Source organism: Agrobacterium sp. MA01 (assembly GCF_009650195.1).
Taxonomy (GTDB): Bacteria; Pseudomonadota; Alphaproteobacteria; order Rhizobiales; family Rhizobiaceae; genus Allorhizobium.
In genome coordinates, this window is sequence record NZ_CP045854.1 from 2596472 (window position 1) to 2622083 (window position 25612).

Here is a 25612-nt window from a genome sequence, read left to right on the forward strand (position 1 = left end):
AATGACCGGGCGCGGGTCCGGCTTTGGCAGCGTCTTCCCAAGGGAATGTCTGCCATAGCCTGGCCGGTGGCCCGGGAGGTTCCCGCCGGATGGTGCACCATTCCGACCGGGACCCTCGCCCGGGGGATGAAGCCTTGGTCATCGACCTCGGCTCGCATCCCCGCCGTTTTATTCGCCCCGCTGTCTGGATGTTCGCGACAGCATTGGCGCCTTGTCTGTGTGCCTCTGAGGCACGTCCTTCCGATCAGGGGTTTCAGGCGTCGGGCATCCGACCGTCCGCCATCACTTCCACCCCTTCGTCCGGAGGGAGACCGTTGCAGCGGGCCGGGGATTTGTGCCTGCGAGAGCACGCCACCCCGGCGCAGGCCCCGCCTCGCCTGACATCGCATCGTCAGGTGTATCCGAGGGCGGGACGGGGACTAGGGTAAAACAGGGGAAATGGGCGGGGATGAAAAAAATTTGTTTTGTTGATTTTGTTGAGGGATTTTCGAGATTCATCCCCCTTTTTGCGGGAAATGCCGAGTTTGTGGCTTTGCCCCTCACCCTACCCTCTCCCCGCAGGCGGGGAGAGGGAGGCGCAAGCGGTGGCCGTTCTGGCCTTCTCCCCGCATGCGGGGAGAAGGTGCCCGAAGGGCGGATGAGGGGCTGAAGTGATTGGGATAAGGGGCAATGGCGTCTTGCGCGACGCCTATCTCCCCCCTTGCGGGGGAGAAAGCGATTTCGATGAATTAGGCGAGCGCAAGCCGCCTAAACATCTGAAATCGCAAGAGGGGGGCTCGGTGATGTCAGTACCAACGAAACTGTGCCCCTCTCCAGGAAAATCTGAAGTTTAGGCGACTTACGCTCGCCTAAGCCTTCGATTTTCCGTCCTCCCCCGCATGGGGGGAGGTAGGGCCGCCCCTAGCCGTCCTTCCTTGATAGGCAAACCACGGAGCTTGAAGCCTTGGGCCGCACCAACTTGGGAACGAAGTGAAGATTTGCGCTATTTCCAGGTTCGATACGTCACTCGAATCCAACGCCCGCAGGTTGTCGTCAGATCGAGCATCGACTACCTTCGACGGATAATGCAACAAACTGTGGCTCAAACATGCATCAGTTCACGCAAGTTGACTTCGTCCGTTTCAAAGCATTCAAACGATTTACGCTGAAACTTGGGCACTTCAATATACTGGTGGGCCCGAATAACGCTGGGAAATCCACGATACTAGCGGCCTTCCGTATACTTGCGGCAGCGATGCGCAAAGCGAATGCCCGAAAGGCGACAGCCGTGAAGGGCCCCGGCGGTCTGACTCTAGGGTACGACATAGAGCTTTCGACAATATCCGTGGCTGAAGAGAACATTTTTTACAATTATGATGATGATGAGGCAGCAACAGTTACATTTCAATTATCCAACGGAAACGCTTTAACGTTATACTTTCCTGAACAGGGTGTATGCTTGTTGATACCCGACGCCCAGGGCAAGCCCTACGGATCTCCCACAAATTTCCCGAAGCAATTTAACTGCCCAATTAGTTTTGTTCCAATTCTTGGCCCTGTAGACCACCACGAACAGCTATACGAGAAGGAAGCCGCACGCCTAGCGCTATTCAGCTACACAGCGGCGCGAAATTTTCGCAATATATGGCACCATTACCCAGAACGATTTGAGGAGTTTAGAGATTTACTTCGACAAACGTGGCCAGGGATGGACATCAATCCACCAGAAATTGACAGGACCCATCAAAAGCCGCGACTTCATATGTACCGCCCCGAAGAACGGAAACCTCGAGAGCTGTTTTGGGCAGGCTTCGGATTCCAAGTTTGGTGCCAGATGCTAACCCACATTATACAATCAAAGGACGTTTCACTTTTCCTCATCGATGAGCCAGACATTTACCTTCATGCGGAACTGCAGAGGCAGTTATTAGAAATATTGAAATCCATTGGGCCAGATATACTACTCGCAACACACTCGACGGAGATGATCACAGAGGCGGAAGCCAACGACATTCTTTTGGTCGCCAAGGGGAAAGCCGCAGCTCGGCGCATAAAAGACCCCGGACAACTAACGAGCGTATTTTCGGTCATAGGGTCAAGTTTGAATCCTGTTCTAACACAATTAGCCAAGACACGAAGGGTGCTGTTCGTGGAAGGCAAAGACTTCCAGATCCTAGGACGTTTCGCGCGTAAACTTGGTGCAGAGTCGGTTGGGAATAGACGTGATTTTGCTGTTGTACCCGTGGATGGCTTCAATCCAGAGAGAATCCGCAATCTCAAGGCAGGCATGGAAGCAACGCTTGGCGGCAGGATCCGAGCGGCCGCCATATTGGACAAAGACTATCGGAGCGCAGACGAGTGTGCACACATAACCGAGAAGTGCATGGAATTCTGCGACTTAGCGGTATTGCACAACTGCAAAGAAATCGAGAGCTATGTCCTCCATGCGACCGCTATAGAGCGCGCCGCACGCCACCGACTTGCGGAACATGCAAAGCGTTCCGGGAACGCAATGCGAGACTCGGAGCGTTTGGATGTTGGCGCAGTACTTTCATCGTTTTGTGACGAGCGCAAAACTTACGTATCAGCCCAATACCTTGACTTCCGGAGCCGTTTCGAAAAGGAGAACCCGTCGGGACGACATCAAGCTACTGTCCATGAACAACTTCTAAAAGAATTTGAAGAACAATGGAAAGACAAGAATGCTTGGCACAGACTCGTTCCAGCTAAAGACGCGCTTAGCGCAGTCAACAAATATCTCTCTGACAACTTTTCAGTGAGCGTAACAGCAAATGCGATCATTGATGCAATGCACGTCGGTGAGGTACCTGACGACATGCAAGAGCTCGTGCGCAAACTCGCTGAATTCGGCAAAATGCAAATTGAGTGACCAAAGCCCCGACAAAAAACCCGCCGGTCTCCCAACCGACGGGTCCATTCCCCCCTGAACAAACCGCCCTGCCCTCAGCTGCGCGGCTTCAAGTTCTCCGGATCATACAGCGGCTTATACCCCACCGCCGCGACCTCGACCGGGAAGCTCTCGGCGAAGTATTCCACATTCAGCTTCCGCCCCACCTCGCAATAGTCCGCCGGCAGATAGGCCAGCGCGATGTTCTTGCCGATCGTCGGGCCAAAGGCCACAGACGTCGTGTAGGAGCGCCGTCCGAGGCTGTCGATCAGGACTTCGCCGGTAGCGGGGTCCATCACCGGCATCGAACCGACCGGGTAGCGGGCGGTGCCTGACTTGTCGACATTGTCGGTCATCACGAGCGTGCAGAGCATCGCCGGCTGCTTATCGCGGGCCTTGTATTCGAGATGTTTGGCCTTGCCGCGGAAATCGGCTTCCTTGACCTTGGGACGGGCGAGATCGGCTTCGATCAGGTTGTACTGGGTAAGCAGGTCGCCGTTCTGCAGGCGCAGGCTCTTTTCCATACGCCGCGAGTTGGCATAGGTCTCGACGCCGAAGGCCATCACACCCGTCGCACGAAGGGCATCCCACACAGTGAGGCCGTCCTCGTATTTCATGTGCAGTTCCCAGCCCTGCTCGCCGACATAGGAGATGCGGAAGGCGGTGACCGGCTTGCCGGCGATTTCGATTTGCTTGATCGCGGCGAAGGGGAAGTTTTCGGGGTCCAGACCAGCCGGGTCGGCCACGGCCTTTTTCAGCGTCACGCGGGCGTTCGGGCCCCAGATGCCGATGGTGATGTATTTTTCCGAGGTGTCGGTGATGGTGACATCGAGGCCACGATCTTGCGCCACGCGCTTCATATAGTGGAAGTCGCGCGGGCCGGCATCGGCGCCGTTGACCAGGCGGCAGCGGTCGGCGAGGCGGAAGACGGTGAAGTCGGCGCGCACCATGCCCTCGTCGTCGAGGAAGTGGGTGTAGATGCCCTTGCCGATATTGCCGTCACCGCCGATCTTCGCGGCGCAGAGCCATTCCAGGAGCTCGACATGGTCAGGACCTTCGATGTCGACCATGTGGAAGTGGCTCAAGTTGACGATGCCGCAATCCTCGCTCATCGCCAGATGTTCGGCATTCGAGACGCGCCAGAAGTGGCGGTTGTCCCATTCGTTTGCGCGGACCGGAACGCGATCACCATATTTCTCCAGCAGGTGCTCGTTGGCGGCGTAGCCATGCGCACGCTCCCAGCCGCCGAGTTCCATGAAGTAGCCGCCGAGCTCGACTTCGCGCTCATACATCGGCGAGCGCTTGGCGCCGCGACCGGATGCATAGGGTTCGCGGGTGTGAACCGCGGGGAAATAGATCTTCTGGGCGGCCTCGTAGCAGCGGCCGGCGATGAAGTCTTCGGTCAGCTGGTGCGGATAGAAACGGGCGTAATCGATCGAATTGTGGTCGATCTCGGTGCGACCGTCGGTCATCCAGTCGGCGATCAGCTTGCCATAACCCGGGCCGTCCTTGACCCAGATGGCGACGCAGTACCAGAGGCCGCGCACCTTCTGGCTTTCGCCGCAGGACGGGCCGCCGGCAGCGGAGACCTGCAGGAGGCCGTTGAACGAATGGCTCTCGTTATAGCCGAGTTCGCCGAGGATCGGGGTGAGCTCCATGGCGCGCTCGAGCGGCTCGATGATCTGCTCCATGTCGAGGTCGCGCTGCGAGGGCGAGAGGCGCGCCTCGTGCTTTTCGAGGAGCTCGCGCGGATGGCACATGCGCGGATTGTGCTGCTCGTAATAACCCCATTCGATTTGGCCGCCTTCAGACGTCTTCGGGTCGCCGGTGTCGCGCATATAGGCGGAATTGCCCTGGTCGCGCAAAAGCGGATAACCGATGTCCTTGCCGGTGCCTTCGAACTCGTTATAGGGGCCGAAGAAGGTCAGCGGATGGTCGACCGGCATGACCGGCAGGTCTTCGCCGACCATTTCGGCAATCAGGCGGCCCCAGAGACCGGCGCAGACCACGACGTGATCGGCCATGATCGTGCCGCGATGGGTGACGACGCCCTTGATGCGACCACCCTCGACGATGAGGGACTGGGCCGGCGTATTGGCAAAGGACTTGAGCTTGCCGGATTGTTCCGCCGCATCGACAAGCTTGCCGGCAACGGTCTGGGAGCGCGGAATGACGAGGCCGGCATCGGGATCGAACATGCCGCCCATGACCTGGTCTTCCTCGATCAGCGGGAAGAGCTTCTTGATCTCGGCCGGCGAAACATAATGGGCGCGGGTGCCGAAAGCCTTGGCGGAGGAAAGCTTGCGCTTGATCTCTTCCATCCAGATGTCATCGCCGGTGCGGGCAACTTCGAGACCGCCGATGCGGGCGTAGTGGCCCATCTTCTCGAAGAAATCGATCGAATACTGCGTGGTCCAGACCGAGAGATAGTCGTGGGACGTGGTGTAGCAGAAGTCCGAGGCATGCGCGGTCGAGCCGATGTCTGTGGGTATGCCCGACTTGTCGATGCCGACGATATCGTCCCAGCCGCGCTCGATGAGATGATGCGCGATCGACGCGCCGACGATGCCGCCTAGACCGATGATGACGACTTTCGCCTTGGTCGGAAACTCTGCCATAGCCTTGTGAACCCTGATGTCTGGGAGTGGATGATGTAGCGCCGATCTTAAGAGGCGGGCAAAGACAATTGCAGCCTGTCTGCGACATTCTGCAAGAGACGCACGACCCGTTTGCACTGCAAAATCCGTCTGATCGCGGCGGGATGGGCAGAGAGGATGTCGCGTCGGGAACGAGATGGGGCGCCGACTACAGTCGACGCCCCATCTCGCAGCTGACGGACCTGGAGATCAGACGCGGATCACGCCATTGTCCTCGCCATCCCAATACTGGATGTTCTCGGCATGCACCTTGATCATCACGAGGCCCGGTGTGTCGATACCTTCAGGGAACCAGCGATCGAGATCCTTGGTCCAGTGGGCCTCGAAGACGGCCTTGTCGGCAATCAGGCTGCCGCGCCCGGAGACGGCGACGAAGATGCCAGGCTTGCCGAGCAGGCTGGGCGGCGCGGTAAACGTTAGCGACACGGTCGGATCGGCGGTCAGTTCACGGATCTTGCGGGTGTCGGTATAGGAGAAGAAGTAGCTGTCGCCGTCATAGTCGACATCGCCGTTATTGCTCATCGGCCGACTGGCGATGGCGCCGAATTCGGACTTGGTGATCATCATGCAGAAGTCGATCTTCTGCATCTTCTTGGCGAGGTCGGGAAGGGTGAGTGTCATGGGAGGCCTCCTGCTTGGGTGTCCGGGACAAGCGCCGAACGGGGCGAATGTTCCGGCAAGGGAAGCCCGGCGCGACGTCGTTTCCCCTTGGGCCGATAAGCCGGTGGATCGCCACCTTGCCGCCTATCTTCAGCCTCAGTTGGATCAATCTTTGCCGATAGGCGTTGTTCCACGCTGCCCGAGAAGCCGAAAACGGCCAACCTCCCCGCGGGCAGCAGAACATGGAAGGAGAAATCCCATGAAGAAATTCGTTACGCTCACCCTCGCCGCCCTCCCCGTCCTCACCTCGGCCGGCATTACCGCCGCCGCAGACATGACCGGCGCGGCTCCTGCCCCCGTCGTCATCGAAAGCGACCGTGTCGGCGGTGTGCGCATCGGCTACCTGGATTGCCAGATCGGCGGCGGCTTCGGCTATGTCCTCGGCTCTGCCAAAACAGCCGATTGTGCCTTTACCTCCGTGATCGACGGCGAGCCGCTCGACACCTATTCCGGCTCGATCAAGAAGTTCGGCGTCGACCTCGGTTTCACCACCCAGAGCCGCGTGATCTGGGCCGTCTTCGCCCCGACTGCCGGTTACCACAAGGGCTCGCTCGGCGGCCTTTATGGCGGCGCGACCGCAGAAGCGACCGTCGGCGCCGGCATCGGTGCCAATGTGCTGTTCGGCGGCACCTCCGGCTCGATCCACCTGCAGCCCGTCAGCATTTCCGGCCAGATCGGCCTGAACATCGCAGCAACCGGCACCTCGATGACGCTGCAGCCGTCGGCAATCTGATCGGCCGCATCCGTCACAGAATTGAAAAGGCGCCTCGCATGGGGCGCCTTTTTTTTCGTGCTGCGCGTCAGTCGCCGCCGTGAGGACCAACTCAGGTCCCGCAGAAGGTTCGCGTGACCCGCTCCTCTGGCGTCGGGGGCACGCGCAGGTCCGCGGTGTCGGGATCCTCCGCGTAAGGATTGGCAAGCGCCTCGACCAGCCGGTGGAAGAAGGAGAAGTCGCCGTAGACGGCAGCGGCGATGGCCTCTTCGATCCGGTGGTTGCGGGCGATCAGCGCCGGATTGACCGCTTCCATCGCAGCCTGCCGCTCGGCGGCGGTGCGATCATCATCGATGCGGGCCCGCCAGCGGGTGAGCCAGTCGGACAGGCCCGACTGTGGCACGATGAAGAGATCGGTGAACGTCTCGACGGCCGCCCCGCCAGCGACCTTCGAAAGGGTACGGAAGGTCAGCGTGAAATCGGCCTCGCCCTGATGCATCAGTTCGAGGAAGTCGGTGATCAGCAGCCGATCGTCAGGCCCCTCGCCCGCCAGACCGAGCTTGGACTTGAAGAGCGCGAGCCACGCATCCTGAAAGACGTCGCCGTAGGCCTTGAGAACACCGTTCGCCGCCTCGATCGCCTTCTCCTCATCCGCATCGAGCAGCGGCAACAGGCATTCGGCAAGCCGGGCTATGTTCCACTGACCGATCCCGGGCTGGTTGGCATAGGCATAGCGGCCGCGCTGGTCGATCGAGGAGAACACCTTGCGCGGATCGTATTCATCGAGGAAGGCGCAAGGGCCGAAATCGATGGTCTCGCCCGAGATCGCCATGTTATCGGTGTTCATCACTCCGTGGATGAAGCCGATCGACAGCCAACGGGCGATCAACCGCGCCTGCCGTTCGGCGACCAGTGTCAGCATGGCAAGGTAGGGATTTTCAGCGTCGCGCGCCTCGGGATAGTGGCGATCGATCACGTGATCTGCGAGAGTCTGGACCGCCGCCTCGTCGCCTTGCGCTGCAAAGAACTGGAAGGTTCCGACCCGGACATGGCTCGCCGCGACGCGGGTGAAAACCGCACCGGGCATCATGGTCTCGCGGACGACCTGTTCACCCGTCGAAACCGCGGCGAGTGCCCGGGTGGCCGGCACGCCGAGCGCGGCGAAAGCTTCCGAGACGATGTATTCGCGTAAGACCGGGCCAAGAGCCGCCATGCCGTCGCCATTGCGCGAGAAGGCGGTCGGCCCCGAACCCTTGAGCTGGATGTCCCGCCGCCTGCCCGCACGGTCGATCACTTCGCCGAGCAGCAGGGCACGGCCATCACCGAGCTGTGGATTGAAATGGCCGAACTGGTGACCGGCATAGGCCTGGGCGAGCGGCTCGGCGCCAACCGGAATGATCTGCCCGCCAAAGACCTGCGCAAGCCGCCCCTCGTCGGCGTCAGCGACATCGAGGCCGAGTTCATCGGCCAAGTCCTTGTTGAAGCGGATCAGCTTCGGAGCGGACGCGGCAGCGGGTCTGGCAGGCCGGTGGAAGGTCTGCGGCAGGCGGGCATAACTGTTGTCGAAGGAAAACAAGATGGCACTCCTTGTCCGCGAAGGAGCGGACATGTGTTTGGCTTTCCTCTGATATGGGACTACCCTGTCACGAGACAAGCCGAACCGCGGCTCAGCCCGCGGGTTCTGACCGGCGCGCTGCCGGTCTTTCCGCGGAGAGCGGTGCCGGTGGGAAGGAGCGGCGCGTTCAGGCCGAGAAAGGGCTCGGCCCAGGCCGGCAAGCCGCCAACCGCCGGGACCAAGCGAAAACGGCCGGAGAGTCGATGGACTGCAGCCCCGCAACGTCCCCGCGACGTGATTGAAGGGCAGAACACTCGCCATGCGAAAATCGGCATAGAAGAGGCAGCTGTCGGGAAAAACGCAAGCGGTCCAGCCCCATCAGTCGACACGACCAGGATTGGACCAGAGCTTCTGCCCGACAGGGCACCACACCATCTTGCGGGCCATGACCCCGACGCAGTACGACTGACGACCTCACCACGCACCCGTCTTGCGAGAACCAAATGCGCCCCGCCCGAAACCTGATCGCCGCTTTTCTTCTGCCGCTTACGCTGCTTGCCGGCTGCACGACGACGGAGGATGCCAATCGCGCCCTGCAGTCGCGCTGGATCGGCCAGCCTGTCGAGCGCTTCTTTGCAGCCTATGGTCCGCCGGAGAGCGAATATCCGCTGTCATCCGGCAAGATCTATACTTGGCGCGGCGGCGACAAGACACGCTACATCCCGCCGACTTATTCAAGCCCGGAACCGGACCGCACCATCGTGCGCACGGAAACCCGCACCGACGGATCCGGCCAGACGGTCGTGACCCAGACACGCGTCATGACCCGAGATCCATTCTGGGAACCCGAGATGATCACGCCGCCGCAGTATCAGCAGCTCTTCTGTGAGTTGCAGATCAACAGTGACACCTCGGGCGCAATCACCAGCATCCGTGCCAGCAACGACACCGATGGCGACGGCTTCAGCCTGTCGCGTTGCGCGGAAGTGCTGGGCGTGGAGAAGTGAAGACGCGCGTGCGTCTTCAACGGATCGAGTGGAATTATTGAACACAAACAACTGAAAGGCCTGACTGTCGGGTCATGGCGAACGGCGCCGCAGCGGCGCCACTCCTGATGCAGTCGGAAAGGGCTCAATTGGCCGAGGCGACCACTGTCGTCTCGGCCCGATCGTCCTGGGACGCCTTGGGCAGATAGACGTCGCAGGCGCCCTTGTGGCCGGTCAACTCCTTGACCAGATCATAGGTTGCATCGGCGAGTGTCCAGCGAACCGCGGCCTGCAGGCCTTCCTGTGACTTCGTGCCGATCTTGATGTCGAACAATTCGTCGGAGAAGAAGCGGAAGACGGAGGCGAAGACTTCGCGCCCGACGGCCTGCTTCGAATAGGACTTGGCCCTGACGATGCGCGTAGACTTGGTGTCGGTGACCCGGATGTCGACGGCCGCCGTCACGGCAAACCGGCGGGCGCCACCGCCGCCGCCACCCACGGTTGCCTCGATGCCATCGGAATAGGTGTTGAAGTCGAGCTGCGTGATCACACCATCGATGACATAATCGGAGCCGCGCAGCGCACCCTTGACGAGCGGGCGGAACGGCAGGCTCTCATCGCCGACGACGACATTGCCGCCGTCGCCCAGGATCTGCTCCCGGGCGCGGGCGATTTCCCATTCGGAAACGGCCGTGTTCGACCGGTTTACCTGCTTTACGCCAGCCTTCTGCAGCAGCGAGACCATCATGCCGGCGCTGTCGCGCGGCAGGTAATTGCCGGCTTCTTCGGACGAGTAGCGGCCGGTCTGGTCGGTGATGACGTGCACGGCAAACATGCGCGGATAGCGCTGCACCTCGGGCGTCTTGCTCAGGCATTCAAGCGCTGCGTCGACCGGCGTGCGCGTCGCAATCGGAACGGGCCCGAGGAAAGGCTCCTTCGGCGCCTTCTCGGCGGTTTGCGACTGGCATGCAGCGAGCAACAGGAGGGGAGCAAGCAGGAGGCTGCGAAGTTTACCAAAAGTCATGCCCCAAGCCTCAATTGTTCAGGATGGAATTGTTGCTGTCGGTCTGGGTGATCGTCTGATCACCGGAATTGTCCTGATCGACAGTAATCGTATTTCCAGAGCCATTGATCGTGATGGTCGTGGCATTGCCGGTCTGCTGCGTGCCGAGACCGGCAGCCGATCCAACGCCGGTCGCCGGGAACTCGCCCTGCAGTTCGAGGCGGGTGCGCTCAAGATTGAGAAGCACCTGGCGCTCGTTGGGCGTTCGAAACTGGTAGGGGCGATCCTCACCGAGGCCGTTCGCGACGGCAGCAGCAGGGCTTATGAGACCCAGCGCAAGAAGCCAGGCGACATGCCGAGAATTGATCATAAAACCCCCATAAATTTATAGGTTACCCATCTCATTCCACCCAATAACCAAGGGTTTGGATAGCACTAAAGCCAGCGAGAGACAGCGGAAATCTACATAAAAAACAACAGAGCAGTTAAGTGACCGCAAGTTCGTTGCTTAAAGACAACACCGCCGCACAACAACGGACACGCGAATCACAACGCTGGACAATAGAAGATGGATGAAGCAAGAATCTTTAAACGACAAGCGATTGTATAGGCGATTCCAATGCGTAAATTTGCATATCTGACACTTGCAGTGGTCCTTGGGGCCTCACCGGCAGCGTCCGAGACGAACGCAGTGGAGAACATGGTGCGTGCCATGGTGGAGCTGAAGCGAACCGGCGCGACCTGCGAAACCTACGTCCGCGGCTCGCCGCAGAGCGTCATGACCGGGATAGACGCCTACTTTACCGCCCTTAACCAGCCCGTGCCGAATACCGTGGATCAGGGCGCGAAGGACAGTATAGGCAAGCTGATCAAGCAACATGCCGCCTATATCTGCTCGACAAAACTGGTGAAGGCGCAGAATAACTACCTCCGTGCGGCCGCGTCCTACATGGAGACGAAGCCGACACAATGGCCCGACGCACCATGGATCGAGTTCCCGCAATGGTGCCAGGACCCGGCCTGCGCGGATTATTGATCTCACTGAAATGGTAGATCACCGCCTGGACGACGCGCGATTGCTGAGCGATTAGCGCTCGATCACGACCGCATTGCCGGTCTGAGACACGGCGCCGGCATTTGCCCCCTGGACGGTCTGGCCATACTCGGCGGACTGCAGCACATCGACCACCTGCGACGTGCCGTCCGGCAAAGCTTTCTTCAAGACGATCACGTTGACATAGTTGTTCGAATTCTGGGTGATGTTCGGCGAAGTGATCGTCTGCGTCAGACCATCGAGCGTGACCTGCTCGACCCGGTTGTTGACGATCTGCTGTCCATTGCTGGATGTCTGGCGGAGATAACCGATGCTCTCGGCCTCGATATAGTTGGCAATATTGATGCCGTTCTGGCTGATCGAACCCCAGCGCGCGCCATTTTGGAGCGTCACGACATTGTTGATGACCTGATCGCCGGAGAAATCGCGCACCACCTCATCGACATTGCGCGCGATAATGATGTTGCCAAGATTGGTGCCCTCCTGGACAATCGCTCCGCCGCCACCGGCCCCGGTGATGTTCAGTCTGTTGTCGACGACCTGCTCGGCCTGCTTGGTGAAATTCTGCGAACTCAGCGCCACCGACTGCTCGGAATAGACGAGGTTCATGGTGTTGAGGCCAGATTGCCGCACCGTGTTCGGCAATTCAGGCAGGATCAGATGGTTCATCGCGTGCTGCACGGAACCGTCGGCGAAATATTGCTCGACATTGCCGATATCGCCGCCGATCACGGCATTGCCGATATTGGAGGCATCCTGCTCGATCGACTCAAGGGCGGCAACGGTATTCAGCACGATTTCATTCAGCGAAAGCTGCTTTCCGTCAAAATCCTGACGCACACTTTTCAGCGCCTTGTCATTGATGTCGACAACATTGCCCGCATTGCTGGCTGTCTGCCGAACCCCAACCGCCAATGACGGCGCCGTCCAGTTCAGCACCTGCGTCGCGTCCTGCTGACCCGCGAAACGCTGGATGATCTGGGTAGAGCGCGAAGCCTCGTCAGACGCGAGCAGTTCGAGAGGTTCCGCGGCCGGAAAGCCGGGCACCACAATGGCGACCCCACAGGCAACTGCGAGGGAAACTCGCAAACTCCGGAACATGAAAACACGCATCCCGGCTCATCATGAACCGGACCCCCTCAGACAACTGTTGGAAAGAAACGGGGGCGAGTTGAAACTCGCCCCCATCCAGACAAGTCATTCGCCCGAAGCGATCGCCCCGATCGAGTTGGCGACATTCGTCGCGCTCTGGGTGATCTTCGAGACGTTGTCGAGCGCGCCGACATAGTTCGCAGCGAGCTGGCCGGTGGTAAAGGTCTGAACGATGTTCAGATCGTCACTGACGCTGCCGAGCGAGACCAGGTTTGCGGCATTCAGGGCCGTCTGCGTGACATCATAGATGTCATCGCTGCCGTAACCGCCCTTCCCATGCTTCCAGCCATAGGAACCGACACCCTCAACCGCATTCAACGCGGCCTGGCCGGCGGTCGTCGTCTGTGTGATCGAGCCGGTCACGGAATCGACGGTCAGCGAGTTCAGGACGTTCGTCGCCGACTGCGTGACATCCGACAGGTCTTCGGAGAAGTTCACATAGTTGGCCGCCAGCTGTGCGCCAGCTGCCGTCTGCGTGACAACATCGAGTTCCTCATCAGGAAGGTTGATCAGGTTGGCAGCATTCAGAGCCGTCTGAGTGACGTCGTTGACGTCTTCGCCACCTTCGATCTTGTTCAGCGCGGCCTGGATACCCTGGAACACCTGATTCATGTTGATCTCAGGCGCCGGAACCGGCGGCGGCGGCGAGCCCCAGCCACGCGCCATTGCGGAAGTGGCCATCAATGCAATGACCGAAGCTGCGAGAATAGTTTTCATAGTTTCTCTCCTCTGTTTTAATCTATCGCCCCGATTTCAATCCGTACTCAACCACCTCAGACAGAGATTAGGCCGTACAAGACAACAGAGCTTAACACCCCCCAGACTATTCTGGAGAATCTCTATGTATATTTTGATTCATTCAAAGTCGCCGTTTATCAACGGAAACAATTCAACGACATATCTCTCGATATAGAAGCAGCGCCGAGCGCCCCCAAAGCCGTTACAAACGCCACGATAGATATCGAATTATATTTATATATGTAGCGCAATACTAAAGCCTAGGAGACAACCAACCCAACGAGATAGAACCACACCCTCGTTGCTTCGGTCAATACTTTATTAACACAAAATTAGTGATGATTAATGACACTGGTGGACGGTCAAAAACGGTTTTCGAATCAGATGCTTGAATACCAATGGTTGCAAGAGCCACCATTCCTTCGGCAAAAATCCCCAAATTTGGCGTGGCACAGGTCCGGCATTTCGGCACCCAGAGCCCCCAGCCGCGACCGTAGACGATCGGTTTCAAGTATTTGTGACATTTTACTTCAGGCCGGAGGGGGCTCTGACAGGGCGGTGGCGCCCAGTCTCAATGACAACGAGAAGTGGGTTGCGATCATTGAGATTTGGGATGTGACCTCCGCTATCCGACGTAGATTTGCGCTGTGTTTCCCTTGGACAGCGGCAAACCACTTGCGCGAACGTCGTCCATCATCGCCAACTGCCGATCGGCGGGACCGAATATCCGGACGCTCTGGCTCAACCGAGCAAGAGGGACACAGCAGGCTTGGTCTGGTGACGGTCGCCAGCGACGCTCTGATCGTCTTCGGCTGATCCCGACCCATTCCAAGAGGCGCAGATGCGAACGGCGGCACCTTGGCCGCCGTGTTTAGGTATGTGTGCTGACAGGACTACCGCAGAGGCTGGCCTCATTCCGGCGGATCGGTGACGAAGGGCATGATATCAACGCCATCACCGGGAAAGACGGTGAGATGCGGATGGTCTTCGAAAAGCCGGGCTGCCGCCTCTGCCGTTTCCGCTTCGACAATCAGATAGCCGCAGATCCCATTTGTCGCCGGGGCAATGCCATCCTTGGTGACGCGCGTGGTCTTGCCAACCATGCCGCCTCGATTGACGATGGCGGCAGCGTTGCGTTCCTCCCAGGCCATCCACTTCGGAATGCTCTCGTCATCGATCGCATCCTGCTCGGCCTTGGGCAGGTTGCGAAAACGCGCGAAGTCCTCGTGCTTCATCGTATAGACGGCAAGAAACTTTGGCATGTAGGGCCCCCGATCCGGATGCGACGGGCCGGAGGCTAGCGCTTCGGGCGCGGGAAGTCATCCGAAGCGTTTGAGATCAACCGCGTCCGCGATAGGTGGCGACGCCCTGTTCGGGGAGCCAGACGCCTTTTGGCGGCTCGCCGGTCTGCCAGAAGACATCGATCGGAATGCCGCCGCGCGGATACCAGTAGGCACCGATGCGGAGCCACTTGGGATCCAGAAGTTCGACGATGCGCTTGGCGATATAAACCGAGCAATCCTCGTGGAAGGCACCGTGATTGCGGAAGGCGAAGAGGAAGAGCTTCAGCGACTTCGATTCCACCAGCCAGTCGCCGGGGATGTAGTCGATGACGATATGGGCGAAATCCGGCTGGCCGGTCATCGGGCAGAGCGAGGTGAATTCGGGTGCTGTGAAGCGCACGACATAGTCAGTGCCGGCATTGCCGTTCGGCACGCGCTCGAGAACGGCAGTCTCGGGGCTGGTCGGGGCATCGACGCTCTGGCCGAGCTGGGTCAGCCCTGAAGTATCGGTCTTGCTCATGATAGGATCCTTTGAATTTTAGCGCCCGAGTTCGATGCCGGCGCCATGCGCCATCTCGTTTTCGGGTTCAACGTGAATGGTAACGCGCGTGCCGGGCACGGCCTTGTGCACGGCCATTTCCAGCCGGTCACAGATCACATGGGCGTCGCGCACGCTCATCTTCGAGGGCACGACCAGATCGAAGGCGACGAAGGTTGCAGCCCCTGCCCGGCGCGAGCGCAGGTAATGGACGCCCAGCGACCCTTCCGAATTCTCCTTGATCGCCTGCCGGATCGCCTCGGCTTCCTCGGGAGAGACGGCGACATCCATCAGCCCGGCGACGGATTGCGCGATCACCTTCCAGCCCTGCCAGATGATGTTGAGCGCAACAAGGATCGCAAGCACCGGATCAAGGATTGCATAGCCGGTCGCCAGCACCAGCAGGAGACCGATGATCACACCGACGGAGGTGACGACGTCCGACATGATGTGCTGACCATCGGCCGAAAGCGCTGGCGAACGGTGGCTTCTGCCAACGCGGATCAGAAGCGTTGCCCAGGCCGCGTTGATGACGGCGGCAAGGCCGTTGATCGCGAGCCCGAGGAAGGGTGCGTCGGGCAAGGTCGGGTTCTGAAGGGCCGGGATCGCCTCGCGGATGATGAGCAGTGCCGCCACCACGATCAGCACGCCCTCGAGAACGGCCGAAAGATATTCCGCCTTGTGATGGCCATAGGGATGATCGTCATCCGCCGGCTTCTGCGCATAGCGGATGACGAAATAGGCAAGGAAGGCGGCAATCACGTTGACGGTCGATTCCAGCGCATCGGACAGCAGCGCGACCGAACCCGTCACCCACCAGGCGCAAAGCTTCAGCCCCATGACCCCGAAGGCGAGCGGAATGCCGAAGAGGGCGAGCCGCCGAACGAACGTGTTGTTGTCAGCCACCATGGCCTTTTCCCTGCAGATGCGAGCGAATTGCAGACGCAATTCCAGAAACGACAAAACCGCCCGGCAAAGCGGGCGGTTCGTTGAAGTGTGAGCGTAATGCCGAAGGGTTGAGGAAAGGTCAAGGCAGGAGATGCTCTCTGCACACAACCGGAAGGCCGCACCGTGAACGGCGCGGCCAATTCCTTCGTCAGGATGTTATCAACGCCTAGAAATCAAAGGAGGCGGAGAGCATGAATGTCCGGGGTGCGCCGGCCGCGAGGAAACCACGCGCGGACGATGCCCAGTAGTTCTCGTTGAAGACGTTCTCGACATTCGCCCGGATTTCGATCGGCTTGCCGTTCTCGCGTTCGAACTTGTAGCGCGCACCGAGATCGACGCGGGTCCAGCCATCGACCTTCTGCGTGTTTGCCTGGTCGTAGAAGGTACTGCCACTGTAGACGAGGCGACCGGTGAGCGTCAGGTTCTCGATCGATGGCAGGTCATACTCGCCGTAAAGGCTGACCATCGTCTTCGGCACCCCCGGCGCGTCCTTGCCGTCGAAGGCGCCATTCCGGGTTCTTGCCAGCTCAGCATCGAGGAAGGTGACACCACCCAGGAGCCGCAAGCCGTCGATCGGCTCACCGAAGGCTGACAGTTCGACACCACGGTTTACCTGCAGACCGTCAACCGAATAGATGTTCGTGGCTGCCGTGGTATAGCCGCTGGCCTGACGGATCTCAAACAGGGCGGCGGTAAACGCAACACTGCCGAGATCGTATTTGAAGCCGATTTCCTTCTGCTCGTTGACGAAGGGCTGGAACACCTCGTTGGCATTGGCAGCGGCGGCCGGGGCAATCGCCCCTTCCGTCAGCGCCTCGACATAGTTGGCATAGAGCGAGAGGCCGTCCATCAGGCGCAGATTGGCGGCGACGGCCGGGCTGAACCGCGCTTCGTCATAGTAGTAGTTCTGCACGCCAACCGTCCCGCGATCGGGCCGGGTGTTGAAGCCCCTCTGGCGCATTTCCTGGTAGCGGCCGCCGAGCGTGACCTCGAGACGTTCGTCGAAGAAACCCAGGGTGTCCGAAAACGCGACGCTGGTGGACAAGAGGTCGGCAAACAGCGGCAGGTTGTCCGATGTCGGCAGATTGAGACTACTCACGGCGCTACCGGGCAGGTAGCTCGGATTGTAGATGTTCATCGAATAGGACCCGGGCAGCCCGAGTGCACCGGGTGCAAAGCCGCCACGGTAGTTCTCGTTGAGGCTCTTCTGCACCGAGAGATTGACCTTGTGGTTGACCGGGCCTGTCTCGAACTCTGAACGGATGCCGATTTCCCCGGAATAGCCGTCGATCTGCTGCGGCTGGATCGCAAGCTCAGAGGTCGCATTGCCGTTCGCATTGTTGATCGTATAGGACGAGGTCAGGAAGTCCTCGCGATAGCGGCTGGCGCCCACGGCAGCATAAAGCGTCGTGTTGTCGAGCAGATCATATTCGACACGGGCAGCCGCCATGCTGTGGGTGCTGTCGTGATACTCAAACGGGCTTGCCGTGTTGATGCGGCCATCGGGAGCATCCGGGATCGCAATGCCGGAGGCTGCCGCATTGAAAAGCGATGTCGGTGCATCGATCTGCTGGTCGGAATGACTGAGATCGAGCGAGGCGCGCACGTCTTCACCCTCGTAGTCGAGACCGAGCGAGGCAACGCCGACCTTGATCTCGTTGCTGTCCATGGCGGTATCGCCGAAGCGGTAGGAGCCATTGGCGCGAATGCCCCATTCGCCGGCCGCGCCGTAGCGGCGACCGACGTCGAGATGGTTCCAGAACTGGCCATCGCTGATATAGGTGGTTGTCAGGCGGGTCAGCGGCTCGTCGCCGGCGCGCTTGGGGATGAGATTGACGGTACCGCCGACACGGCCGATGCCGCCGTTGACGAAGGCAGTCGGCCCCTTGAGAACCTCGACCCGCTCGATGCCTTCAAGGTAGCTGCGACGCGGATTGGCGATATAGGGCAGCCCGTCATAGAGCACGTCCAGATTGACCACCGAGAAGCCACGGATGAAGAAGGAATCGCGTTCGCTGAAGGCAGGCGCATCCGAGCGCACGGAGGGGTCGTTGAGCGTGATGTCGGCGACCGTGCGCGCCTGCTGGTCGCGGATCAGCTTTGCCGTATAGGCCGTGATGCTGAACGGCGTTTCCATGATTGAACGATTGCCGAGCGAACCGAGGCGCGCACCCTTGGCCACCTGGTTGCCGGCATAGGCTTCCGGCGGCTGGCCGACCGTTCCCGTGGCTGGCGGCTGGCCTTCGGCCGTCGTCGTCACCACGATCGGCGCAAGCCTCGTATCACCGTTCTCGTTAGCGCCGTCTTCGCTGGTCGCATCCTGGCCATGCGCCGAAACGACCGAGATCGCCAGAAGCGAAACGCCTGCAACAATGCTCCGCCTGCTCGCCTTCAGGCTTCGCGTGTGAGTTCCCCTCGACATGTGCATAAAAAGTCCCCTGTTACCAAAACACGATCAGCAGCGTCTAAGCCTTGCCGCAAAGCGCAGTCCCTCGAACCGAGGCTGCGCGCATGCGGCCGCTTCACCGGGTTCAACGCTCACCGAAGCCGTCCAACGATGGGACCATGAGCATGGAGACCACCGGCTCAGACGCAGGCTGCCAAAGGAAAAACGATCGGGTCAGAAGGATTTTTCAGGGGGAAGAAAAAATCTTGAGAGTTTTTATCATTATTCGAGAAGGACGGGTGAAGACGCGGGTCATCTGTTTGAGTGCGCGATGGCAAACATGGCGCAATCAATCCAGAAGAAGGGTGTCAGCCGCAGAGTCATTTCTCCGGAAACAGCGTGGCTTGGCCTGCAAGGAACTGCCGAAGCCTATCCACGCTTCTCTGGCCGCAAGTGTCGCGAACGTCGATGATCAATATCTGGTCAGCAGTCGCCACATACAGCAATGCAAAGTGCGTCCCGCGGATGTGGTATTCTCGAACACGCTCGAAATCCTCGAAGCGTGGAGCGCTCTCGGGATGATTGACGATCGTCCGCTCCGCTGTGGCCAAGGCTGCCGACGCCGCCACGATGTCCAGTTGCGGATGACGCTTGTAGTGGTCGCGCATCCATCGAAGGCCAGGCTCGGCAGTCGGAAGGTAGCGGAGATGCATGGACTTCAGCGCGCCGCCGGAAAATCGTCCTCGTCAGACATCAGCCAGCGGTGCACCTCTGCACTGTCCACGGCCTTGACGTCACCTGCGTCAACGAGACGAAGTCCATGACGTACCAGTTCACGCGTCGCGACGCGCTCCTCCACAAGATTGCGGATAGCCTGATCTGCTAGGTCGGAAGCCGAGCGTTTGTCGAAACGCGCGATCTCTTCAAGCGCCTGATTGAGACCGGCGTCGATTTCAGTGGTCAAAACGACCTTGTTCATCGGATCACTGCTCCTTGCGGCTTGGCTTCAGGGAATAGTGTAACGGAGTGTACATGCTGTCAAACAGCAACCTAACGGCAGCTCCGTCGGAAGAGCCGTTAGCCCCCCCCCGGACACGGATCTGCGTCTATCGCCGAAACAATTCGGGGCGCCGAAGCGCCCCGCTTATTCCCTCAAGCCGCTTGCACCTTCGCCCGTTTCGCCAGATGCGCCACCACATTCTCGATCATTCGCATGCCGGCATCGCCGCCGAGCGTCATGATCGATTCCGGGTGGAACTGGACGGCGGCGACCGGTTCCTTGGTGTGCTCTATACCCATGATCGTGCCGTCTTCGCTTTCTGCCGTGATCATGAAATCGCGCGGCAGCGTTGCCGGATCGGCGAAGATGGAGTGGTAGCGACCGACGGTCACTTCCCTACCGAGGCCTGAGAAGACGAGGCCGGGTTCGAGCACGCGGATGCGCGACGGCTTGCCATGCATGGGAACCGCGAGCTGGCGGAGTTCGCCACCATAGGCTTCCGCCAGCGCCTGCAGACCGAGGCAGACGCCGAAGATCGGTAATTGCCGAGCGCGCGCCTTCTTGATTGTCGCCTTGCAATCGAAATCGGCAGGCGAGCCGGGACCGGGCGACAGCACAACGAGATCGGGCTTCAGGCTGTCGAAGATCTCCTCCGGCACCGGCGTGCGCACGGTGTTCACGGTGGCACCCGTCTGGCGGAAGTAGTTGGCCAGCGTATGGACGAACGAATCCTCATGGTCGACGAGCAGGATGTTGACCCCCTCACCCACGCGGGCGACGCCACGCTTGGAGGAGGCATCATTGCCGCTCTTGGCGTCACGGATCGCTGCAATCATGGCGGAGGCCTTCAGTTCGGTTTCGGCTTCTTCTTCCTGCGGGTCGCTGTCGTTCAAAAGCGTCGCACCGGCGCGCACTTCGGCAATGCCGTCCTTGATGCGCACCGTGCGCAGTGTCAGGCCGGTATTCATGTCGCCATTGAAGCCGACCATGCCGATCGCACCACCATACCAGGCGCGCGGGCTCTTCTCATGCTTTTCGATGAAGCGCATGGCCCAGAGTTTTGGCGCACCGGTGACGGTGACAGCCCAGGCGTGGGACAGGAAGCCGTCGAAGGCGTCCATGCCGTCGCGAAGCCGCCCTTCAATGTGGTCTACTGTGTGGATGAGGCGCGAATACATCTCGATCTGGCGGCGACCGATGACCTTGACCGAGCCCGGCTCACACACGCGGGACTTGTCGTTGCGGTCCACGTCCGAGCACATGGTGAGCTCGCTCTCGTCCTTCTTGGAATTGAGGAGCTTCAGGATTTGCGCCGAATCCTCGATCGGATCGGCACCGCGGCGGATCGTGCCGGAGATCGGGCAAGTCTCGATGCGGCGGCCATTAACGCGGACGAACATCTCCGGCGATGCGCCGACGAGATATTCCTGATGGCCAAGATTGATGAAGAAGGAATAGGGCGACGGATTGATTTCCTTCAGCCGCTTGGAGATCTGCGACGGCTTTGAATCGCAGCGTTCCATGAACTTCTGACCCGGCACGACCTCGAACAGGTCGCCCTTACGGAAGCTTTCCTTGGCCTTGGTAACCAGCTCGGCATATTCGCCGGGACGATGATCGCCGCGCGGCGGGATCGTGTCGGTGTGCACAAAGGGCTCCGGCGCGATCTCCTCCGACTGGCCGATGGTGGTGACGTCACCCTTGGTGAAGTCGTAGCGGTCGATCCAGGCCTTGGCGGAATAATGGTCGACGACGAGGATCTCGTCCGGCAGGAAGAGCACCATGTCGCGCTGGTCATCGGGACGGGTGAGTTTCAGGTCGATGGCGTCGAACTGGAAGGCGAGATCATAGCCGAAGGCGCCGAAAAGGCCGATGGCCGCGTCTTCTTCCGAATAAAACAGCGCCGTGATGGCACGCAGCACGGTGAAGACCGTCGGCATCTTCGAGCGTTCTTCCTCGGTGAAGACGCGAGACGGCAGCTTGACGTCGAGATCGAGCCGGGTCGCGGTGCGGGCGCCCAGTGCCAGATCGTCAACGGAGGCCAGAGCGTCGGCGATCATCGCCAGCAGCGCTTCGCCGCGACCGTTGTAGGCCTCGATCCAGACCTTGCGACCGAAGGAGGAAATGCCGAGCGGCGGATCGACGATCGCCGTATCCCAGCGGGTATAACGGCCCGGATATTCGTAGTTGGACGAGAACACGGCACCACGGCGTTCGTCGAGCTTGTCGACATAGGTGGAGATGGCATCGCCATAGGGCGTCGGCCGGCGCCTGCGCGTGACGGTCACGCCGCCGCGCGTCTGATAGGCTTCCGAGCCGTCTTCCTGCAAAATCGTCGACATATCCGTCCTTCTCCACTCTTCGAGGCCCGTCTCCTGAGGCCTTGAACACGAAAAAGCCGCCTCAGGAAAGTTTCCGGGCGGCTTTGGGGTCAATCGTCTGAAGACATGACTGGTCAAGGCCGCGTTAGCGTGCCCACCACCAAGCAAAGGTCTTCGAAACGATCTTCATGGGCCAACGAATACCGTGGAGCCGCTGCCTTAGCAAGGGCGTTTTGCTGGGCTCAGTTGATGAACTTTTCGACGGCTCGCGCCTTTTGACCCGGGGACTGGGGAACAGGGAAACGAGATGACGAAGACGAGAACGCCGACACTGATCGGTCTCCTGCTGGCCTTGCCGATCGTGACCGGCCTTACCCTGCCCTCGCGCGGCCCCCTGCCGCAAATGAGACCACAGGTGGCAACGCCGGCACCGGACGCAGAGGCGAAAGCGAACGACGGCGCCCAAGCATCCGCTCCCCTCGAGGCTCCCACACCGCAGAGCAAGCCCGAGACGGCGGCCGATGCAGAGGAAGGCACAGAGCCGTCAAGGCCTGCGGAAACGGAGGCAGCAAAGGACAAGGCGAGTGAAGAGACCAAGCCTGATGGGGATGAGCAGAAAGCCGCTTCCCTTGATCCGCCGCCGCCGGTCGAAGACCCGAAGGCTCTTGCCGCCTGCCTCGCCGATCTCAAGGCGATCGGTGCGCGCTTCGAGACGGACAAAGCCATCGATGACACCGATGGCTGCGGCATCTCGGCCCCGATCACGCTGACAAAGCTGCTCCCGGACGTCGCCTTGGAGCCGGAGGCGACGCTTCGCTGCGAGACGGCATTGCAACTGGCACGCATGACACGCGACATGCTGAAGCCGGCAGCAGAAGCCGCCTTCCCCGACAAGCCGAAGCTTGCCGCCATCCGCCACGCCTCGGGTTATGTCTGCCGCAACCGAAACAGCGTAGAGACCGGCAAGGTGTCGGAGCACGCCTATGGCAACGCCATCGACATTGCCGGCTTGCGTTTCGGCGACGACGACATGGCCGTGATGATCGCAAAACAGGATGATGGCACGGCCGAAGCCGCCTTCCAGCGCGCCTTCAACGCCATCGCCTGCCTCTATTTCACGACAGTGCTATCCCCCGGCAGCGACGCGACACATCAGGATCACATGCATCTGGATGTCGTCAAGCGGAAGAGCGGCTTCCGGTATTGCCGGTGACGCAAGGCAAAAGGCGGCGCATCGCTGCGCCGCCTTTGTTGTGGATTTAGCTCAGCTCAGAACTTCTGGGTGAGCGAAATTTTGAAGGTACGGCCGGGTTCAGAGTAGAAGTCCCGCGCCTGCGTCGATGAATTTGTACGGACCGATGCGTAATCGAAGTAGGTCTTGTCAAAGACGTTATAAACCCCGGCGGTGATCCGCATGCCATTCAGCTGTTCCGGCTCCCACCATGCATTGAGGTCAACGACACCGTAGCCTGCAGTCCTAAAATAGGAAGTGCCAGCCGTGCCCTTACCGTCGTCGGCTCTCGATTTTTGCGCCGCGACGAAATCGGCACCAACTCCCCAGAATTCAGTGTCGTAGCCAATGCTGGCCACGACTTTAAGCGGCGCAACCGAACGGATAAAGGTGCCACGATCAAGATCATTGCCCTTCACATAGGCAAGGCCGCCCGAAACGCGGAAACCGTTGTCGAACACTTTATGAGCTGAAAGATCTACGCCGAACATCTCAACATCGGAGATATTGGAATAGCGGGTCCTGCCTTGAGGGTAAGTACCGGTGAAACCAAGTGCGGCGGCCTCGGCAGCAGTGATCGAGGTGACGTCAATGAAATTCTTGTATCGATTGTAGAACACTGAGGCACGTGCGCCCATCTCTTCGTCACCGAGATCGACCCCGAACTCGAAGCCATTGCTCGTTTCGGATTGGAGATCGGCATTGCCAACGCGCAGATAAGTGCCGGATCCGCCAAACGCGCTGTAGAGTTCGCTGGCCGTAGGCGCACGAAACGCCATCGCCCACTGACCGTAAAACGTCACGTCAGGCTGCAGGTCATATGCCAGACGCAACTTCGGTGACAATCCCGCATCCTCGAAGCCGTTCGGCAGTGCCGGATTGAGATAGTTGCGGTCATACTCGGGTGTCATTTCCGGAGAATGCTTCACCCAATCAAAACGCAAGCCTGGAGTTACGGTCACACCCGACGAACCGACCTCGATCTCGTCATCAAAATACAGTCCAACCTTGCTGCTGTTGACTTTCGGCGTATCGGCCTGGTTGGTGTGCAAGTTTAGGCACGTTCCGGTTCTAGGCGTTGTGCAGTTATCGTAACCGCTTGAATATTGATCCGAAACACCGAAGGCAATGTCCAGACCATAATTGAAGGTATGGTTCAGCTGACCAGTCGTAAGCTCGGATTGCGCGGCCCCAATAAACCCGATCGTCCGCTCGTTGTTATCGTTTTCGCGCCCAATCGCGCCGATCGGAGTGGTCTGCCGGATGGCATCATAGCCGTCCATGGTCCGCTGATCCATCCAGTACAAGGATGCCCATGCATTGGAAACTATGGCGTCCTGTGACTGGGCTTCATACTGGTAGTCCAACGAGACGCGATCGCGATCGGTGTCTTTTTTGCCAGTATAGTTTCCAGGCCGGAAGGTGGTGGTGTTCTGTAGGCTTCTGGAATCAGTTACACGATCCTTGCGGAAACGCTCCGCCGTTAGACCAAGTGTATGCCCACCTTCCAGCTGCTGTTCCAGACGGAACAGGAGATTGTGCTGGTCGTACTCGGAAGGATCAGCCTTGGTCCGCGTGGTGCCGAAGGTATCAACGGTACCATTGCTTTTGCGCTCATGACCTTTTTTGTAAGATCCCTGGAACATAACCGAGGTATTCTCCACTCGCTTCGCGATGGCGGCGGATCCCTCCCAGCTGTTGTCGGAACTGTCATAGGTCGTTTTGGCAACCCCGCCCCAATCCTTATCATCTGAGATAAGGTCATCAGGCGTAAGCGTCCGGAGGGCTAGAACGCCCCCCAACGCACCCGATCCGGCTCGGCTCGAGTCGGCTCCACGCATGACATCAACTGCCGAAAGTGCCGCGAAGTTGAACGCGTCAACGCCCCCGCTTGCGGCACGCGTCGCGTCGAAGATGTACGGTACAGGAATGCCATCTAAGGTCGTGAGCACGCGCGCGCCCTCGAGACCTCTGATGTTCACGGCTCCGCTGGAGCGGTTAAAGTTGACACCCGGCTCTGCCACGCGACCGAGATCTTCGATGCTCGTGATCTGCTTGGCCTCAATCTCCTCCGCCGTCGTCTCCGTCGCCAGCGGCGTATCCGCAACCGACCCCACCGGCACCCGCTTCCCCTTCACCACGATCGTCTGCAGCTGCGTCTCGCCATTGGCAGTCGTCGTCGTTGCGGCGGTCTGGGCCTTTGCGGGGGCAAGCGAGGAGATGGCTGCGAGGGCCGTGCAGGCCAGCAGGATGGGGCGGAGGGACCGGGAGCGCATGCGTGTCGTCCTTTCAATGGCCGCAGTTGGGGGATCCCGCCTCCGGTGCGGGAAGCGGGTCGGCCGAATGGGATTGCGTCAAAAACGTGGCAGGACCGTTGTTCCCGCCGCAATCACGCCCTATAAAACATGATGTTATGAGTCAACATATAAAACATGATTATTTTCATCATGAATTGTGATCGCCGTCACCGTGGCGAAATTATCACAAATTCCGGGTGCAAA

Annotated in this window: 20 protein-coding genes; 5 read left to right on the top strand and 15 right to left on the bottom strand. The window is 59.7% G+C overall.

The features are described 5' to 3' along the window. Positions 1-1087: 1087 nt before the first annotated feature. Positions 1088-2869: an ATP-dependent endonuclease gene (locus tag GH983_RS12650; RefSeq protein WP_153762561.1), complete on the top strand. Its 1782-nt coding sequence runs from the start codon at positions 1088-1090 to the stop codon at positions 2867-2869. A 74-nt stretch (positions 2870-2943) separates the two neighbouring features. On the opposite strand, the gene GH983_RS12655 is transcribed toward GH983_RS12650, so the two are convergent. Together GH983_RS12655 and GH983_RS12660 are read right to left on the bottom strand one after the other, a co-directional pair. Beyond that, positions 2944-5505 (bottom strand): FAD-dependent oxidoreductase, encoded by a 2562-nt coding sequence (locus GH983_RS12655; RefSeq protein ID WP_153762562.1) that lies wholly within the window; start codon positions 5503-5505, stop codon positions 2944-2946. 228 nt (positions 5506-5733) lie between these two features. Further along, positions 5734-6165 carry a pyridoxamine 5'-phosphate oxidase family protein gene (locus GH983_RS12660; RefSeq protein ID WP_069043647.1) on the bottom strand — a complete coding sequence of 144 codons (432 nt, stop codon included), beginning with the start codon at positions 6163-6165 and terminating at the stop codon, positions 5734-5736. A 238-nt stretch (positions 6166-6403) separates the two neighbouring features. Here GH983_RS12660 and GH983_RS12665 point away from each other — a divergent pair, with 238 nt between their 5' ends. Further along, on the top strand, positions 6404-6937 hold the full coding sequence (locus GH983_RS12665; RefSeq protein WP_054148498.1) for a DUF992 domain-containing protein: 534 nt from the start codon (positions 6404-6406) through the stop codon (positions 6935-6937). Between the two features lie 91 nt (positions 6938-7028). On the opposite strand, the gene GH983_RS12670 is transcribed toward GH983_RS12665, so the two are convergent. Next, positions 7029-8525, bottom strand: a complete 1497-nt coding sequence (locus tag GH983_RS12670) for a YdiU family protein (RefSeq protein WP_194842714.1) — start codon at positions 8523-8525, stop codon at positions 7029-7031. A 449-nt stretch (positions 8526-8974) separates the two neighbouring features. Here GH983_RS12670 and GH983_RS12675 point away from each other — a divergent pair, with 449 nt between their 5' ends. Continuing rightward, positions 8975-9478: a hypothetical protein gene (locus tag GH983_RS12675; protein ID WP_153762564.1), complete on the top strand. Its 504-nt coding sequence runs from the start codon at positions 8975-8977 to the stop codon at positions 9476-9478. Positions 9479-9602: 124 nt separating this feature from the next. Here the strand turns inward: GH983_RS12675 and GH983_RS12680 are convergent, their stop codons facing one another. Then, positions 9603-10481 carry a CsgG/HfaB family protein gene (locus GH983_RS12680; protein WP_153762565.1) on the bottom strand — a complete coding sequence of 293 codons (879 nt, stop codon included), beginning with the start codon at positions 10479-10481 and terminating at the stop codon, positions 9603-9605. Between the two features lie 10 nt (positions 10482-10491). Beyond that, positions 10492-10830: a hypothetical protein gene (locus GH983_RS12685; protein WP_069043641.1), complete on the bottom strand. Its 339-nt coding sequence runs from the start codon at positions 10828-10830 to the stop codon at positions 10492-10494. A gap of 249 nt (positions 10831-11079) precedes the next feature. On the opposite strand from GH983_RS12685, the gene GH983_RS12690 reads away from it, so the two are divergent. Beyond that, entirely contained in the window at positions 11080-11496 is a 417-nt protein-coding gene (locus GH983_RS12690; RefSeq protein WP_069043640.1) for a hypothetical protein, read from the top strand. Positions 11497-11547: 51 nt separating this feature from the next. Here the strand turns inward: GH983_RS12690 and GH983_RS12695 are convergent, their stop codons facing one another. The 9 genes from GH983_RS12695 to GH983_RS12735 all read right to left on the bottom strand — a co-directional run bounded on the left by GH983_RS12695 (position 11548) and on the right by GH983_RS12735 (position 21901). Next, positions 11548-12615 carry a hypothetical protein gene (locus GH983_RS12695; protein ID WP_153762566.1) on the bottom strand — a complete coding sequence of 356 codons (1068 nt, stop codon included), beginning with the start codon at positions 12613-12615 and terminating at the stop codon, positions 11548-11550. 96 nt (positions 12616-12711) lie between these two features. Next, positions 12712-13383 carry a hypothetical protein gene (locus tag GH983_RS12700; RefSeq protein ID WP_153762567.1) on the bottom strand — a complete coding sequence of 224 codons (672 nt, stop codon included), beginning with the start codon at positions 13381-13383 and terminating at the stop codon, positions 12712-12714. A gap of 932 nt (positions 13384-14315) precedes the next feature. Further along, positions 14316-14666 carry a hypothetical protein gene (locus GH983_RS12705; RefSeq protein WP_153762568.1) on the bottom strand — a complete coding sequence of 117 codons (351 nt, stop codon included), beginning with the start codon at positions 14664-14666 and terminating at the stop codon, positions 14316-14318. A gap of 76 nt (positions 14667-14742) precedes the next feature. Next, the gene (gene queF / locus GH983_RS12710; protein ID WP_069043636.1) at positions 14743-15207 is read right to left on the bottom strand and encodes a preQ(1) synthase; all 465 of its coding nucleotides are present in this window, start codon (positions 15205-15207) and stop codon (positions 14743-14745) included. 18 nt (positions 15208-15225) lie between these two features. Then, positions 15226-16134 carry a cation diffusion facilitator family transporter gene (locus tag GH983_RS12715; RefSeq protein ID WP_300889325.1) on the bottom strand — a complete coding sequence of 303 codons (909 nt, stop codon included), beginning with the start codon at positions 16132-16134 and terminating at the stop codon, positions 15226-15228. A gap of 205 nt (positions 16135-16339) precedes the next feature. After that, the gene (locus tag GH983_RS12720) at positions 16340-18601 is read right to left on the bottom strand and encodes a TonB-dependent siderophore receptor (protein WP_153762569.1); all 2262 of its coding nucleotides are present in this window, start codon (positions 18599-18601) and stop codon (positions 16340-16342) included. 338 nt (positions 18602-18939) lie between these two features. Then, positions 18940-19227, bottom strand: a complete 288-nt coding sequence (locus GH983_RS12725; protein WP_153762570.1) for a hypothetical protein — start codon at positions 19225-19227, stop codon at positions 18940-18942. 50 nt (positions 19228-19277) lie between these two features. After that, positions 19278-19538, bottom strand: a complete 261-nt coding sequence (locus tag GH983_RS12730) for a CopG family ribbon-helix-helix protein (protein ID WP_153762571.1) — start codon at positions 19536-19538, stop codon at positions 19278-19280. A 173-nt stretch (positions 19539-19711) separates the two neighbouring features. Then, positions 19712-21901, bottom strand: coding sequence for an anthranilate synthase (locus tag GH983_RS12735; RefSeq protein ID WP_153762572.1), 2190 nt, complete (start codon positions 21899-21901; stop codon positions 19712-19714). A 286-nt stretch (positions 21902-22187) separates the two neighbouring features. On the opposite strand from GH983_RS12735, the gene GH983_RS12740 reads away from it, so the two are divergent. Then, on the top strand, positions 22188-23093 hold the full coding sequence (locus GH983_RS12740; RefSeq protein WP_246727400.1) for an extensin family protein: 906 nt from the start codon (positions 22188-22190) through the stop codon (positions 23091-23093). 56 nt (positions 23094-23149) lie between these two features. Here GH983_RS12740 and GH983_RS12745 read toward each other — a convergent pair whose 3' ends face one another. After that, complete coding sequence (locus GH983_RS12745) at positions 23150-25387, bottom strand: TonB-dependent hemoglobin/transferrin/lactoferrin family receptor (protein WP_153762573.1); 2238 nt, start codon at positions 25385-25387, stop codon at positions 23150-23152. Positions 25388-25612: the final 225 nt, after the last annotated feature.

Coding starts and splice junctions, on each gene's coding strand:
- GH983_RS12650 (WP_153762561.1), top strand. CDS start 1,088: ATGCATCAGTTCACGCAAGTTGACTTCGTCCGTTTCAAAGCATTCAAA.
- GH983_RS12655 (WP_153762562.1), bottom strand. CDS start 5,505: ATGGCAGAGTTTCCGACCAAGGCGAAAGTCGTCATCATCGGTCTAGGC.
- GH983_RS12660 (WP_069043647.1), bottom strand. CDS start 6,165: ATGACACTCACCCTTCCCGACCTCGCCAAGAAGATGCAGAAGATCGAC.
- GH983_RS12665 (WP_054148498.1), top strand. CDS start 6,404: ATGAAGAAATTCGTTACGCTCACCCTCGCCGCCCTCCCCGTCCTCACC.
- GH983_RS12670 (WP_194842714.1), bottom strand. CDS start 8,525: ATGTCCGCTCCTTCGCGGACAAGGAGTGCCATCTTGTTTTCCTTCGAC.
- GH983_RS12675 (WP_153762564.1), top strand. CDS start 8,975: ATGCGCCCCGCCCGAAACCTGATCGCCGCTTTTCTTCTGCCGCTTACG.
- GH983_RS12680 (WP_153762565.1), bottom strand. CDS start 10,481: ATGACTTTTGGTAAACTTCGCAGCCTCCTGCTTGCTCCCCTCCTGTTG.
- GH983_RS12685 (WP_069043641.1), bottom strand. CDS start 10,830: ATGATCAATTCTCGGCATGTCGCCTGGCTTCTTGCGCTGGGTCTCATA.
- GH983_RS12690 (WP_069043640.1), top strand. CDS start 11,080: ATGCGTAAATTTGCATATCTGACACTTGCAGTGGTCCTTGGGGCCTCA.
- GH983_RS12695 (WP_153762566.1), bottom strand. CDS start 12,615: ATGTTCCGGAGTTTGCGAGTTTCCCTCGCAGTTGCCTGTGGGGTCGCC.
- GH983_RS12700 (WP_153762567.1), bottom strand. CDS start 13,383: ATGAAAACTATTCTCGCAGCTTCGGTCATTGCATTGATGGCCACTTCC.
- GH983_RS12705 (WP_153762568.1), bottom strand. CDS start 14,666: ATGCCAAAGTTTCTTGCCGTCTATACGATGAAGCACGAGGACTTCGCG.
- queF (WP_069043636.1), bottom strand. CDS start 15,207: ATGAGCAAGACCGATACTTCAGGGCTGACCCAGCTCGGCCAGAGCGTC.
- GH983_RS12715 (WP_300889325.1), bottom strand. CDS start 16,134: ATGGTGGCTGACAACAACACGTTCGTTCGGCGGCTCGCCCTCTTCGGC.
- GH983_RS12720 (WP_153762569.1), bottom strand. CDS start 18,601: ATGCACATGTCGAGGGGAACTCACACGCGAAGCCTGAAGGCGAGCAGG.
- GH983_RS12725 (WP_153762570.1), bottom strand. CDS start 19,227: ATGCGCGACCACTACAAGCGTCATCCGCAACTGGACATCGTGGCGGCG.
- GH983_RS12730 (WP_153762571.1), bottom strand. CDS start 19,538: ATGAACAAGGTCGTTTTGACCACTGAAATCGACGCCGGTCTCAATCAG.
- GH983_RS12735 (WP_153762572.1), bottom strand. CDS start 21,901: ATGTCGACGATTTTGCAGGAAGACGGCTCGGAAGCCTATCAGACGCGC.
- GH983_RS12740 (WP_246727400.1), top strand. CDS start 22,188: ATGACGAAGACGAGAACGCCGACACTGATCGGTCTCCTGCTGGCCTTG.
- GH983_RS12745 (WP_153762573.1), bottom strand. CDS start 25,387: ATGCGCTCCCGGTCCCTCCGCCCCATCCTGCTGGCCTGCACGGCCCTC.